General features: G+C 71.6%; 14 protein-coding genes. 3 read left to right on the forward strand and 11 right to left on the reverse strand.

Features of this window, described 5'->3' with window-relative positions; genetic code table 11:
• The first annotated feature begins 1 nt into the window (after nucleotide 1).
• Complete coding sequence (locus O7617_RS15130; protein WP_282264283.1) at nucleotides 2–916, forward strand: SDR family oxidoreductase; 915 nt, start codon at nucleotides 2–4, stop codon at nucleotides 914–916.
• On the opposite strand, the gene O7617_RS15135 is transcribed toward O7617_RS15130, so the two are convergent.
• The gene (locus tag O7617_RS15135; RefSeq protein WP_282264284.1) at nucleotides 907–1,875 is read right to left on the reverse strand and encodes a YafY family protein; all 969 of its coding nucleotides are present in this window, start codon (nucleotides 1,873–1,875) and stop codon (nucleotides 907–909) included. The two genes, O7617_RS15130 and O7617_RS15135, sit on opposite strands and share 10 nt — an antisense overlap.
• 68 nt (nucleotides 1,876–1,943) lie before the next feature.
• Between O7617_RS15135 and O7617_RS15140 the strand changes: the two genes are divergently transcribed.
• Nucleotides 1,944–2,774: an EI24 domain-containing protein gene (locus O7617_RS15140; RefSeq protein WP_282264285.1), complete on the forward strand. Its 831-nt coding sequence runs from the start codon at nucleotides 1,944–1,946 to the stop codon at nucleotides 2,772–2,774.
• Between the two features lie 6 nt (nucleotides 2,775–2,780).
• Here O7617_RS15140 and O7617_RS15145 read toward each other — a convergent pair whose 3' ends face one another.
• The 8 genes from O7617_RS15145 to O7617_RS15180 form a co-directional block, all read right to left on the reverse strand.
• Nucleotides 2,781–3,677, reverse strand: a complete 897-nt coding sequence (locus O7617_RS15145) for a GNAT family N-acetyltransferase (RefSeq protein ID WP_282264287.1) — start codon at nucleotides 3,675–3,677, stop codon at nucleotides 2,781–2,783.
• 31 nt (nucleotides 3,678–3,708) lie between these two features.
• Entirely contained in the window at nucleotides 3,709–4,122 is a 414-nt protein-coding gene (locus O7617_RS15150; protein ID WP_282264288.1) for a RidA family protein, read from the reverse strand.
• Nucleotides 4,123–4,383: 261 nt separating this feature from the next.
• Nucleotides 4,384–5,391: a LacI family DNA-binding transcriptional regulator gene (locus tag O7617_RS15155; protein ID WP_282264289.1), complete on the reverse strand. Its 1,008-nt coding sequence runs from the start codon at nucleotides 5,389–5,391 to the stop codon at nucleotides 4,384–4,386.
• Nucleotides 5,392–5,410: 19 nt separating this feature from the next.
• Nucleotides 5,411–6,790, reverse strand: a complete 1,380-nt coding sequence (locus O7617_RS15160) for a GH1 family beta-glucosidase (RefSeq protein WP_282264290.1) — start codon at nucleotides 6,788–6,790, stop codon at nucleotides 5,411–5,413.
• Nucleotides 6,787–7,620, reverse strand: a complete 834-nt coding sequence (locus O7617_RS15165) for a carbohydrate ABC transporter permease (RefSeq protein ID WP_282264291.1) — start codon at nucleotides 7,618–7,620, stop codon at nucleotides 6,787–6,789. The genes O7617_RS15160 and O7617_RS15165 overlap by 4 nt, the downstream gene beginning before the upstream one ends.
• The gene (locus O7617_RS15170; protein WP_282264292.1) at nucleotides 7,617–8,606 is read right to left on the reverse strand and encodes a sugar ABC transporter permease; all 990 of its coding nucleotides are present in this window, start codon (nucleotides 8,604–8,606) and stop codon (nucleotides 7,617–7,619) included. Before O7617_RS15170 ends, O7617_RS15165 begins: the two co-directional genes overlap by 4 nt.
• 70 nt (nucleotides 8,607–8,676) lie before the next feature.
• Nucleotides 8,677–9,984 (reverse strand): extracellular solute-binding protein, encoded by a 1,308-nt coding sequence (locus tag O7617_RS15175; RefSeq protein WP_282264294.1) that lies wholly within the window; start codon nucleotides 9,982–9,984, stop codon nucleotides 8,677–8,679.
• 183 nt (nucleotides 9,985–10,167) lie between these two features.
• Nucleotides 10,168–10,926 carry a maleylpyruvate isomerase family mycothiol-dependent enzyme gene (locus tag O7617_RS15180; RefSeq protein WP_282264295.1) on the reverse strand — a complete coding sequence of 253 codons (759 nt, stop codon included), beginning with the start codon at nucleotides 10,924–10,926 and terminating at the stop codon, nucleotides 10,168–10,170.
• A 69-nt stretch (nucleotides 10,927–10,995) separates the two neighbouring features.
• On the opposite strand from O7617_RS15180, the gene O7617_RS15185 reads away from it, so the two are divergent.
• Nucleotides 10,996–12,078 (forward strand): UDP-N-acetylmuramate dehydrogenase, encoded by a 1,083-nt coding sequence (locus O7617_RS15185; protein WP_282264296.1) that lies wholly within the window; start codon nucleotides 10,996–10,998, stop codon nucleotides 12,076–12,078.
• Nucleotides 12,079–12,148: 70 nt separating this feature from the next.
• Here O7617_RS15185 and O7617_RS15190 read toward each other — a convergent pair whose 3' ends face one another.
• Nucleotides 12,149–12,946, reverse strand: a complete 798-nt coding sequence (locus O7617_RS15190) for a class I SAM-dependent methyltransferase (protein ID WP_282264297.1) — start codon at nucleotides 12,944–12,946, stop codon at nucleotides 12,149–12,151.
• A gap of 17 nt (nucleotides 12,947–12,963) precedes the next feature.
• A complete protein-coding gene (locus tag O7617_RS15195) occupies nucleotides 12,964–13,728 on the reverse strand; it encodes an SDR family oxidoreductase (protein ID WP_282264298.1) in 765 nt (254 codons plus the stop codon).
• Nucleotides 13,729–13,761 lie beyond the last annotated feature (33 nt).

The raw sequence follows: 13,761 nt of genomic DNA on the forward strand, positions 1-13,761 counted from the left end.
TATGACACAACCGCTCGCAGGAAAGATCGCGCTCGTCGCCGGTGCCACGCGAGGCGCCGGACGGCAGATCGCCGTGCAACTCGGGGCTGCCGGAGCCACCGTGTACGCCACCGGCCGCACCACCCGGGCCAAGCGCTCGGAGATGGACCGCCCGGAGACCATCGAGGAGACCGCCGAGCTGGTCACCGACGCCGGAGGCACGGGCATCGCCGTCCAGGTCGACCATCTGGTGCCCGAGCAGGTTCGCGACCTCGTCGCCCGGATCGACGCCGAGCAGGGCCGACTCGACGTGCTGGTCAACGACATCTGGGGTGGTGACCCGCTGGTCACCTGGGAGAAGCCGGTGTGGGAGCAGCCGTTGGACGCGGGTTTCCGGACCCTTCGACTGGCCATCGACACCCACATCATCACCAGCCACTTCGCCCTGCCGCTGCTGATCCGCAAGCCCGGCGGCCTGGTGGTGGAGATGGGCGACGGCACCAAGGCGTACAACGACGACAACTACCGGCTGTCGATCTTCTACGACCTGGCCAAGGTGTCGGTCAACCGGCTCGCCTTCAGCCAGGCGCACGAGCTGAAACCGCACGGCTGCACGGCCGTGGCGCTCACCCCCGGCTGGATCCGGTCCGAGGCGATGCTCGAACACTTCGGCGTGACCGAGGAGAACTGGCGCGACGGCGCCGCCACCGACCCCAACTTCCTCATCTCGGAGACCCCGGCCTTCGTCGGCCGGGCCGTGGCCGCGCTCGCCGCCGACGAGGACAAGGCCCGCTGGAGCGGCAGGTCCGTCGACGCCGGCTCGCTCTCCAAGGTGTACGGGTTCACCGACCTCGACGGCAGCCAACCCGAGGGCTTCCGCTACATCACCGAGGTGGTCGACGCGGGCAAACCGTCGGACGTGACCGGCTACCGGTAGAGGGCCTGGAACCGGTCGGCCGCGTCGACGAACAGCCGTCGGAGTGCGGGCGGGTCGAGGACCTCCACCTCGGGGCCGAGCCCCAGCAGTTGGTGGTACGCCACCTCGACGGACTCGACGGGCAGCCGGGCCACCACCCAGCCCTGCCCGTCGGGTTCTCCGGCGGCGGCCACGACCTCGTCGTACACGAAGGGGGCATCGACCAGGTGCCGGAGCCGGCGCAGACCCGCCGGGCTGAGCCGGACGCCGACCTCGGTCCGCAGCATGGTCCGCAGGAACGACCCGGCCTGCTCGCGCCAGTGCCCGGCCAGGTCGAAGCCCTCGTCCCGGTCGAAGCTCTCCTCGCCCACCTCGACAGCGGTGACCCGGTCCACCCGGTAGGTGCGGGTGTCGTCGCCGACCCGGCCGACCAGATACCAGGCCCCACTCTTGAGCACCAGCCCGTACGGCTGGACCCGGCGGGTCACCTCCCGGTCGCCGCGCCGGTAGCGCAAATCCACCACCCGGTCCCGCCAGACCGCGCGGGCCAACTCGCTCAGCCACGGCGGTGGGGCCGTCTCCCGGAACCAACCCGGCACGTCCAGGTGGAACCGCTGCCCGGTCCGGGCCGGGGCGTCCCGCAGGGCCGGTGGCAGGGCGGCGAGCACCTTCAACTCGGCGGCGGCGACCTCGTCGGCGAGCCCCATGTCGCCCGCCGGTCCGGGCAGCCCGGCGAGGAAGAGCGCCTCCGCCTCGTCCCGGGTGAGCCCGGTGAGTCGGGTGCGGTAACCGCCGAGCAACCGGTAACCGCCGGCCCGGCCCCGGTCGGCGTAGACCGGCACACCGGCGGCGGAGAGCGCCAACACGTCCCGGTAGACGGTCCGCTCGGAGACCTCCAGCTCCCGTGCCAGCTCGCCGGCCGTCATCGCGCCGCGAGCCTGCAACAGCAGCAGCAGTGAGATCAGTCGGGAGGCACGCACCCGCCCATCCTGCCTGGTAACGCTCGCCACCCGGCGGCGGACCGGATCGGTCGCTACGCTGCTCGATCGTGGACGCCAGCAGAATCGCCAGCCCGGTCACCGGGGCCGTCGGCCGTTTTCTCGCCGGGGCGGGACTGCTCCTGCGGGGGCTCGGTCTCTATGTGCGCAGCCCGGGGTTGATGCTGCTCGGCATCGTGCCGGCGTTGATCTCCGGTGCGCTCTTCGTGGGTGCGTTCGCCACCCTGGTGTACTTCGTGGACGACCTCGCCGCGCTGGTCACCCCGTTCGCCGACGACTGGTCGAAGACCGGCCGCAGCCTGGTCCGGGTGGTCGCCGGGCTGGCGTTCCTGGGGCTCGGCGGCCTGCTCGCGGTGGTCAGCTTCACCGCCGTCACCCTGGTCATCGGCGACCCGTTCTACGAGAAGATCTCCGAGCAGGTCGAGCTGCGGTACGGCGGTACGCCGGGCGCGGTGGACGTGCCCTTCTGGTCGTCGTTGCGCCGCAGCTCCGCCGACTCGGTACGCCTGGTGGCGCTCACGGCGCTGGTCGGGATTCCGCTCTTCCTCGCCGGTTTCATCCCGGTGGTCGGTCAGACGGTCGTCCCGGTCATCGGGGCGGCCGTCGGCGGCTGGTTCCTCGCCGTGGAGTTGGTCGGGGCGCCGTTCTACCGGCGCGGGATGAGGCTGCCGCAGCGCCGGACGATCCTGAAGGCCGACCGCCCCACGTCAATCGGTTTCGGGGTGGCCGTCTTCCTCTGCTTCCTCATCCCGCTCGGCGCGGTACTGATCATGCCGGCGGCGGTCGCCGGTGCCACCCTGCTGGCCCGCCGGTCACTCGGCCAGCCGATCGACGGCCAACTGTCCGCGCCGCCCGCCGGACAGCCCGCCGAAAGGAGCTAGCCAAGATCAGGTCAGGTCGGCCAGGCAGGTCCACTGGGCGGCCACCGGTCGATAGCCAAGCCGGGTGTTGATCGCGAGCATCGGCCCGTTCGCCTCGTCGTTCGAGGTGTACGCGGTCCGAACCCCGTCGGCGGCGGCCCGGTGCAGCGCCGCCGTCTTGGCCAGTCGGGCCAGCCCTCGCCCCCGGTACGCCGGGACGGTGCCGGTGAAGTCCGACCACATCCGGTCGCCGTCCCGCTTGACCAGACTGAACGCGGCGATCTCGCCGTCCACCTCGACCACCGTGCTGGACGCCTTGTCCAAGCCGAGGCTGTTCCAGACGTCGTACTGCCAACTCTCGTAGCTGATCGCGTCGACCGGCACGTCACCCGGCTCGTCGGCCGCCGCGGCCACGTCCGCCTCGTACAGCAGGCGCGGGTCCAGGTCGGCGATCGGGCGCAGTCGTACACCCGGAGGCGGCTCGGGTAGCGCGGGTGTCGTGTTCAGTTCGAGCGCCGAGTAGCGCACCTCGCGGCTCGGCTCATAGCCGTGGCGACGCGCGAACGGAAGCCCGTCGGGCAGGACCATGGCGCGAACCCGGCGGATTCCCAGCGGGCGGAGGTGATCGGTGGCGACGGTCAGCAGGGCCGTGCCGACGCCTCGTCGCCGGTGCTCCGGGTGCACGTGCAGCAGGTTCAGCTCACCGAAGTCCGGCGTGGACGTCCAGCCGGCGCGCTGCGCCGACACCCAGCCGACCACCTGGGCGTCGACCTCGGCCACGAAGGCCGTCCAGCCCTCCTCGGGTGGTGGCTCGGCGAGCATCTTCCGGGTCGACTCGACCCCGCGAACCAGGTACGGGTAGACCAGCGTCCGCAGCGCCACCACGCCCGGCGCGTCGTCCGGCTGTGCCACACGGATGCGCACCTCGGGCCCTCGTCCGGACGGCGTCTGCACCTCAGGCCCCCGTCCGGACGGCGGCGACGGCCTCGACCTCGACGAGCTGGTCGGTGTAGCCGAGTACGGCCACCCCGAGCAGGGTGCTGGGCGGATCGTGGTCGCCGAAGAAGTCCCGCACCACCTCCCAGACGGTGACCAGGTCCTTCTGCCGCGACGACGCCACGTAGACGGTTGTCTTCACGACGTCGGTCAGCCGGGCGCCGGCCGCGTCGAGGGCGGTGGACAGGTTCGTCATCACCTGCCGGGCCTGCGCGGCGTGGTCGCCCGGCGCGACGGTGCGCCCCTCGGCGTCCAGCGGGCACGCGCCCGCGGTGAAGACCAGCCGCGCGGGTGACTCCACGGTGGCGGCGTACGCGTACTCGGCGGCGTCGGAGAGGGCGGGGACGTGCAGCAGCGCGACAGGATCCGGCATGCCGGCGAGGCTAGCGACGATCGGCCGCCGCTGCGACGCAATAACCCGCCGCGCCACACGAAGGCTGGCAGCAACTTCGGGGAAAGTGCTGCCTCACGGCGCCGGGAGGCAGCAACATCCCGGATGCTGCGCGGATCTTGGCGTGGGCGCGTGGGGCGTGGGCGCGTGGGCGTGTGGGGGGCGTGGGCGTGTGGGGCGCGTGGGGCGCGTGGGCGCGAGGTGGGGGTGGGTGCGAGGTGGGTGCGGGGTGCGGGGCGGCGGTCAGGCGGAGGCTCGGCGGATCAACTCGGTGGGGAGCATGACCGCCTGTTCGATGGTCTCGCCGGCGGCGAGCCGGAGCAGTTGGCGGGTCATCGCGCGGCCGAGTTCCACGATGGGCTGCCGGACGGTGGTCAGCGGCGGCTCGGTGTAGGCGGCGGTCTCGATGTCGTCGAAGCCGATCACCGCCACGTCCTCCGGCACCCGCCGGCCGGCCTCGCGCAGCGTACGCAGGGCGGCGTGCGCCATCAGGTCGGAGGCGGCGAAGACGCCGTCCAGGTCGGGGTGTTCGGTGAGCAGGCGGCGCATCGCCGCGGAGCCGGACTCCCGGGTGAAGTCACCGACGGCGACCAACTCGGGCAGCCCCGCGTCGGCTACCGCGCCGCGGTAGCCGCTGAGCCGTTCGATGCCGGCGACCATGTCCTGCGGCCCGGCGATGGTGGCGATCCGCCGACGACCGCTGTCGATCATGTATCGGACGGCTGCGGTCACCCCGGCCACGTGGTCGACGTCGACGTACGGCACCGGCGCGTCGCCGAGCGGCCGGCCGCTGACCACCACCGGGATGCCGAGTCGGGCCAGCGTGCCGGGGAGCGGGTCGGCGCCGTGCAGCGAGGCGAACAGCACCCCGTCGACGTGCCGGCCGGTGGTGTAGCGCTCCACCCGTTGATGCCCGGCCGGTGAACCGGCGAGCATCAGCACCAGTTGCTTGTCGGCGGCTTCCAACTCCTGGCTGACGCCACGGATGATGCCGGGGAAGACCTGGTCGTCGGAGAAGACCCGGGTGGCGGCCTCCGGCATGACCAGGGCGATCGAGTCGGTGCGTTGGGTGACCAGACTGCGGGCGGCGAGGTTGGGCACGTACCCCAACTCGGCGACGGCCCGGGTGACCGCCTCCCGGATCGGTTCGGCGACGGTGGTGGAGCCGTTGACCACCCGGGACACGGTGGCGCGGGACACCCCGGCCCGCGCCGCCACCGCTTCGAGCGTCGGCCGCTGCGCCGTCGTCATCGCGCCTTCCCCCCGCTCGTCACAGCCCGTTCCGGGAGATCACCTCCTGGTACCACCGGGCACTGGCCTTCGGTGTGCGCCGCTGGGTCAGGTAGTCGACGTGCACGATCCCGAACCGCTTGCGGTAACCCTCCGCCCACTCGAAGTTGTCCAGTAATGACCATACGAGATAACCGCGCAGGTCCACGCCCCGGGAGATCGCCTCGTGCGCCGCGCGCAGGTGCCCGTCGAGGTAGGCGATGCGATCGGTGTCGATCACCTGGGTCGGCCCGTCGGGCGAGTCGGCGCCGGGTTTGTCGGGGAACGCGCCACCGTTCTCGGTGATGAGCAGCGGTACGCCGGGGTAGTCGGTGGCGATCCGTTCCAGCAGCCGGGTCAGCCCGGCCGGCTCGATCATCCAGCCCATGTCGGTCAACGGCCCGGTCGGCGGCACGAAGTGCACCACGCCCTCGGTGCCCGGGTACGCGCTGTTGCCGGCACCGTCGGGTCGACCTGCCACGTAACCGGGGGCGTAGTAGTTGATGCCGAGCAGGTCGATCGGGGCGGCGATCAGCTTCTCGTCACCGTCACGGATGAACGTCGGTTCGACGATCCGCGCCACGTGCTCGCGAACGTCGTCCGGGTAGCCACCGGCCAGCAGCGGGTCGAGGAAGATCCGGTTGTGCAGGCCGTCGACCAGGCGGACCGCCGCGGCGTCCACCGCGCTCTCCGGGTCGGCCGGGCGTACGTCGGCGGGGTTGAGGGTGATGCCGACGCTGCGCGCCCCGGCCGCCCGCAGCGCCCGCGCGGCCAGGCCGTGGCCGAGCAGCAGATGGTGTACGGCGCTGAAGGCCGCACCCGGGTCCTGCTCGCCGGGGGCGTGCAGCCCGTTGGCGTAACCGAGGTAGGCCGAGCACCACGGCTCGTTGAGGGTGGTCCACACGTCGATCCGGTCGCCGAGGCGGGCGTACACGGCCGTGGCGTAGGTGGCGAAGTGCTCGGCGGTGTCCCGGTTGGTCCAGCCGCCCCGGTCGCCCAGAGCCTGCGGCAGGTCCCAGTGGTAGAGGGTGACGATCGGGTCGATTCCCCGATCGAGCAGCGCGTCGGTGAGCCGGTCGTAGAAGTCCAGCCCGCGAGGGTTGGCCGGACCGGTGCCGTCCGGCTGGATGCGGGGCCAGGCGACCGAGAAGCGGTACGCCCGCAGCCCCAGCTCGGCCATCAGCGCCACGTCGTCGGCGTAGCGGTGGTAGTGGTCGCAGGCGACGTCGCCGGTGTGGCCCTGGTAGACCCGGCCCGGCGTACGGCTAAAGGTGTCCCAGATGGACGGACCGCGGCCGTCGTCGCGGGCCGCACCCTCGATCTGGTACGCGGCGGTGGCCGCACCCCAGAGGAAATGTTCGGGAAATCGGATCTCGCTCACGCCTTGACCGCACCTTCCATGATCCCGCCGATGATCTGCCGGCCGAACAACACGAACACCAACAGCAGGGGCAGCGTCGCGATGGCTGTCCCGGTGAACACCTGCGACATGTCCTGGTAGTACCCGTCCGACAGCGCCCGCAGGGAGAGTTGCACAGTCGGATTGGACGGATCGTTCAGCACAGCGTACGGCCACAGGAAGTCGTTCCAGGTGGTCATGAACGTGAGCAGGCCGAGGACGGCGGCGGCGGGACGCAGCGCGGGCAGGACGACGTGCCACCAGATCCGGGCGGTGCCGCAGCCGTCCATCCGGGCGGCCTCGATCAGCTCGTCGCTGACCGCCTGACCGGCGTACTGCCGCATCATGAACACCCCGAAGCCGGTGACCAGCGCGGGCACGATGACCGCGGGGAGTCGGTCGTTCCACTCCAGCTTGGTCATCAGCAGGTACAGCGGGATCACGCCGAGCTGGGTCGGCACCATCATGGTCGCGATGATGACCAGCAGCAGCGCGTTGCGCCCCCGGAACCGCAGTTTGGCGAAGGCGAACCCGGCCAGGCTGGAGAAGAGGACCACGGAGACGGTGACCGTGGTGGCCACGATCGTCGAGTTGATCAGCCCGGTCAGGAAGTACGCGTCGGCGTTGTCGAACAGCCGGGCGATGTTGGCCCCGAGGTTGCCGCCGGGCGTCATCGGCGGCGGCAGTTGCCCCATCGCGTCGCTGGACCGGCTGGCCACCACGAACATCCACCAGATCGGGAAGACCGACAGGCCGCCGGCGACGCACAGGGCCAGGTAGGTGAGCGGGCTGGCCCGCCAGAGTCGGCTCATCGTGCCGCTCCCTTCCGGGTTGTGGGGCCCGAGTCGCCGCCGAGACGGCGGAGGACCAGGACGTTCACCGCCGCGACGATCGCGATGAGCGCGAAGAGCAGCCAGGCCACGGCCGAGCCGTACCCGAAGTTGTAGTGCGGCGCGAAGGCGTTCTCGAACATGTACATGGTCAATGTCTGCGACTCGCGCATGGTGCCGCCGCGGATCGGGTTGGTGCCGGAGTGGAACAGCCGCGGCTCGGTGAAGAGCTGCAACCCGCCGATGGTGGCGATGATGGCGCAGAAGATGATCGTCGGCTTGAGCAGTGGCACGGTGATGGACCAGAACTGCCGGGCCCGGTTCGCGCCGTCGATGGACGCCGACTCGTACAGGTCGCGGGGGATGGCCTGCATGGCGGCCAGCAGGATCAGCGCGTTGTAGCCGGTCCACCGCCAGTCGACCATCGCCGAGATGGCCACCCAGGAGGCGAACCGGTTGGACTTCCAGCCGATCGCGTCCACCCCGACCATGTCGAGCAGCCAGTTGACCATGCCGAACTCGCGGCCGAAGATCACCCCGAACACGATCGCCACCGCGGCGGTGGACGTGACGTTGGGCACGAGCACGGCCATCCGCCAGGCGGTACGCGCCCGCAGGCCCCGGTTGAGCAGGTTGGCCAGCCAGAGCGCGGCGAGCAACTGCGGCACCGTCGAGATGACGAAGATCCCGAGCGTGTTGACCAGCGCGTGCCAGAAGTCGACGTCGGCCAGCAGGCGGGTGTAGTTCTCCGCCCCGACGAAGGGGTGCTCGCTGCCCAGCAGGTCCCAGTCGTGCAGCGAGACCCAGAAGGTGTACGCCAGCGGGTAGGCCCCGAAGACGGCGAAGAGCAGGAAGAACGGGGCGATGTAGAGGTACGGCGAGAGCCGGGTGTCGAGCCGGCTGAGGCGACCCGTCGAACGCTTGGGTGCCGGTACGACCGGCGGACGGGCGTCGAGCTGGACGGTCATGCCCGGGGACTCCTTTCCGTCGTGCGGGCGGGACTCCGGTCGCCGGAGCCCCGCCCGCACGCTGGTTGGGCTACTTGGCGGCGGCCTTCTTCGCGTTGGTCACCGCGTCGGTCCAGCCCTGCCCGGGGTTGCGCTGGCCCAGCTCCACGGTCCGTACGGCGTTCTCCACCTCGGTGCGGACGGCCTGGTTCTTCGGGCCCATGTAGACCGGCTTGAGGCTCTTCGCGCCGGCGCCGAAGATGGTGCCGACCGGCGCCCCGGAGAAGTACGCGTTCGTCGCGCCGGCGATCGCCGGGTCGTCCAGCGCCTGCGGCGAGGAGGGCAGCGGGCCCTTGGCCTTGAACGCCCCGATCTGACCCTTGGCGCTGGTCAGGAACTTGGCCAGCTCGATCGCCTCGGCCTGGTGCTTGCTCTGCTTGGGTACGGCGAGGTGTGACCCACCCCAGTTGCCGCCGTTGCCGGGCACCCGGGCGATGTCCCACTTGCCCTGGGCGGCCGGGCCGGCGTTGCCCTCGATCACCCCGGTCATCCAGGCGGGGCAGGCGATGGTGGCGAACTTCGACTGCTTGAACGCGGACACCCACTCCTCGGACCACGAGCCGTACTTGCCGGAGAGGCCGGAGTCGATGATGTCCATCGTGGTGTCCCACGCCTGCCGTACCGCCGGGTTGCTGTCCACGACGAGGTTGCCGCTGGTGTCGTAGTAGCTGTAGCCGGTGGTGTTGCCGGCGGTCTGGAGCAGGATGGTGTTGAAGGTGTTGGTGGCCCCGTCGAGGAAGGACGCGCCGGTCTTGGCCGCGACGAACTTCTCGCCGGTGGCGATGTAGTCCTGCCAGGTCGGCCAGAGTTGGGAGACCGCGTCCCGCTCGGTGGGCAGGCCGGCCTTCTCGAAGAGGTCCTTGCGGTAGCAGATGGCGATGCCACCGACGTCGGTGCCGAGGCCGATCAGCTGCTTGCCGTCGGCGGTCAGCCCGGCGTTCCACTTCCATTCGAGGAAGTTGCCCTTGAGGTCGGCGGCGCCGTGGTCCAGCAGGTTGACGAAGTTGCCGGGGTTCGCCTTGTACTCGACCATCAGCCCTTCCTCGATGGCCACGATGTCACCGGCGCCACGACCGGCGGCGAGCCACTGGGTCAGCTTCGGGGAGTACTCGTCGAGGTTGGTGCCGGCGCCGCGCTCGACGATCTTCACGTCGGGGTTCGCGGCCATGTACTCCTGGTAGAGCTGCTCGTAACCGAACTGGCCGAACACGTCGACGGTGAGGGTGACCGGTTCGTCCCCACCCTGCTCGTCGCCGCCACCGCAGCCGGCGGTGACGAGCAGGGCGGTGGTCGCGGCGAGGGCCACCGCGGCGAGGCGGCGGCGCGGGAAGACAGCCATGGGTTTCGACCTCTCTCAAGGTGGTCGGTGGTGATCGATAGGCAAGAGAGCGCTCTCACGACAGGGTGGTGGGCGGTCGATCAGCTGTCAAGAGAGCGCTCTCTTTGATATGCCGACGTGACCCACGACGTAGCCGAGGGCGTCACCCGTCAATGGGTGACGCCCTCGACGGGGCAGGCCCGGTCAGCCGGTACGCAGACCGTTCAGCAGGTTGGGGTCGCCGGCCACGTCCAGCGTCTCGAAACTCACCCGCCCCCACAGAGCCAGCAGCAGGTCGCTGGCGGTGCCGCTGACCTGCGCCCGGGCATGGTGGTCGTCGTGGTCGAAGATGGTCGCCGTGTCGAGCAGCGCCACCCCCTCGCCCCGGAGCCGCAGATACCACTCCTGGGCCGCGTCGGTGGCGGAAAGCTGCACCACACCGTGCCAGTCACCCGGCACCTGCCGCCGACCGGCGGGCAGCCAGGTGTCCAGAACCTCACTCACCCCGTCGGCCGCCAGCTTCGCCTCGACCGGGTCGCCCGCCCCGATCGCGAGCTGGGCGTCCCACCGGTGCACCGCCGTCTCGTGCGCCATCCGACGCGGCCAGAAGCCGGCCTTCTTCGGCTGCGGGGCCCAGTTCCAGGCCGGTGCCTCCGGGTCGAGCCCGTCGAACACGGTCAGCAGCCGGTCGTACCCCTGCTCCCAGAGCTGGAGCGGGCTCACGCCCGGGGTCGCCTCAAGCGGCTCCCGGCGGGCCGGCTGGGCGGTCGAGCCGGAGCCGACGAACGACGACACCCAGTGGTAGATGCCCGCGAGGTGCAGTGTGAGGTCGTTGACCGTCCAGCCCGGACAGGACAGCACCGGTGTCTCCGGCGGCGCCTCGGCGACCGCCGCCGCGAAAGCCGGACCCTCCGCCCGGAGCGCCCCGATCCAAAAATCCTTGCTGCCCTGCAGTCTGCTCATCGCCATCCTCCCGGGGGTGCCGGGCGACCAGTGGGTGCCACGGCTATCAGTCAGCCTAAGGTGAAGGGCGTGCCAGACGCCTCCGCCCAGCCGACAACCGCAGCCGATCGTGCCATCCCCGGTCCACTGGCGGGCTACACGACTCTAGGGACGGGTGGGACGGCCGCGCGGATCGTGGCCGCCGGCAGCGCCGACGAGATCATCCAGGCGGTCCGAGCCGCGGACGAGCCGGTGCTGATCCTGGCCGGCGGCAGCAACGTGGTGATCGGCGACGCCGGCTTCCCCGGCACCGTCGTCCTGGTGCGCTCCCGTGGCTTTCGCGTCGTCGCGGAGGACGCCGAATCGGTGACCGTACGGGTCGACGCCGGCGAGCCGTGGGACGACCTGGTCGCCGCCACCGTCGCCAACGGCTGGGCCGGTCTGGAATGCCTCTCCGGCATCCCCGGCTCGACCGGTGCCACCCCGATCCAGAACGTCGGCGCGTACGGCCAGGAGGTCGCCGAGACGATCACCGGGGTCGAGGTGTACGACCGGGTGGACGGCAGCCGCCGGATCATCCCCGCCGCCGACTGCGGGTTCGCCTACCGGGGGAGCATCTTCAAGTACGGGGACCGCTGGGTGGTGCTCGCCGTCGACTTCCGGCTCACCCGGTCCCCGCTCTCCGGGCCGGTGCGCTACGCCGAACTGGCTCGGGCCCTCGGTGTCCAGGTCGGCGACCAGGTGCCGCTGGCGGACGCCCGAGCGGCGGTGCTGCGGCTGCGGGCCGGCAAGGGCATGGTGCTCGACGCCACCGACCCGGACACCCGATCGGTCGGCTCCTTCTTCACCAACCCGGTGCTCGACGGGGCGACGTACGAGCTGCTCCTGGAGCGCGCCGCCGACCTGGGCGACCCGCCCGCCTGGCCCGGGGCGGACGGCATGGTCAAGGTCAGCGCCGCCTGGCTGATCGACAAGGCCGGCTTCACCAAGGGCCACCCCGGGCCGGGCGGCACCGCCATCTCCAGCAAGCACACCCTCGCCCTCACCAACCGCAGCGGCACCGCCCGAACCGCCGACCTGCTGGCCCTGGCCCGCGACATCCGCGACGAGGTCCACAACCGCTTCGGCGTGACCCTCCACCCCGAACCGGTCCTGATCGACTGCGCCCTCTAAGCCCCCGTCGATCATGAAGTTATCGTTGTCCGGATCGGCGTGTCGGGACGACAACTTCATGATCAACGCGTCAGGTGGGGGCCACTGACGCCCAGGGGAGGGTGACCTCGCCCTGGCGCCAGCGGGTGGGGCCGCCGAGGACCGGCCAGCCGGTCTCCCGGAGGCTGCCCACCGCTCTCAGCCAGCGCTGGCGGGGGCCGAAGGTGGCGTAGGGGGCGGCGGCCTGCCAGGCGTCGTCCAGGGCGCGGATCAGGGCGTGCACCGGTTCACCGGGGACGTTGCGGTGGATCAGCGCCTTCGGTAGCCGCTCGGCCAACTCCGCCGGGCTGCCCAGCGTGGTGAGCTTCGCGGCGAGGGTCAGCGTCCGAGGACCGTCGGCGTCGATCAGCAGCCAACCGGCGAGGCGGCCCAACTCGTCGCACGTGCCCTCCACCAGCGCGCCGCCCGGGGCGAGCGCCCCGGTCATCGTCCGCCAGGCGTGCGGCACCTCGCTCTCGTCGTACTGTCGCAGCACGTTGAACGCGCGGACCAGCACCGGCCGGAGCCCGGCCAGCTCGAACCCACCCCGGGCGAACGTCAGGCCGGGTGGGTCGGCGGCCGGCGTCGCGGCGGCCACCCGCGCCGGGTCGATCTCCAGCCCGACCAGGCGTACGTCCCGACGGACCCCGGCCGCCAGTCGGGCCCGCAACTCCACGGCGGTGACCGGCGTGGCGCCGTAGCCGAGATCCACCACCAGCGGATCGTCCGCCGCCCGCAGTCGCTCGGCGCAGGTCGCCACGATCCAGTTGTCCACCCGGCGGAGCCGGTTCGGGTTGGTGGTGCCCCGGGTGACCACGCCCAGTGGTCGGCGTCGGGGAGCCCCGCTCATGCGCCCGGTCCCCGGAGTCAGGAGACCCGGTGCACCTTGTGCTGGGCGGCCTGCGCCCGTGGCCGGACCACCAACCGGTCGACGTTGACGTGCTCCGGGCGGGTGGCGCACCAGGCGATGCAGTCGGCGACGTCCTCGGCGACCAGCGGCCCCGGCACCCCGGCGTAGACGGCCGCCGCCCGCTCCGCGTCGCCCTCGAAGCGGACCAGCCCGAACTCGTCGGTCTTCACCATCCCCGGGTCGATCTCGATCACCCGCAGCGGCCGGCCGCACAGCTCCAGACGGAGCGTGCCGGCGATGGCGGTCTGCGCGTGCTTCGCCGCCGTGTAGCCGCCCCCGCCCTCGTAGACGGTCAGGCCGGCGGTGGAGGAGACCACCACGATGGTGCCGGACCCGGACGCCTCCAGCGCCGGCAGCAACGCCTGGGTGACCCGCAGCGTGCCGAGGACGTTCACGTCGTACATCCACTGCCAGTCGGCGACCGAGCCGGACTCCACCGGGTCCAGCCCGCGCGCTCCGCCCGCGTTGTTGACCAGCAGGGTGACCGGCCCGGGTGCCTGGGCGGCGGCCTCGGCCAACGCGGCCACCGACTCGTCCGAGGTGATGTCGCAGGTCACGGCGGTGGCCTGCCCACCGGCGGCGGTGATCTCAGCGACCAGGTCGGCGAGCCGGTCGGTGCGGCGGGCGGCGGCGAGCACGTGGAAGCCGTCGGCGGCGAGCCGGCGGGCGCTGGCCGCGCCGATTCCGCTGGACGCTCCGGTGACGATGGCGACAGAGGTCATTCCGGCATTGTCCCCCCGGCCGTGCGACCCGTC

This window comes from Micromonospora sp. WMMD1155, from assembly GCF_029581275.1.
In the GTDB taxonomy this organism is placed as follows: domain Bacteria; phylum Actinomycetota; class Actinomycetes; order Mycobacteriales; family Micromonosporaceae; genus Micromonospora.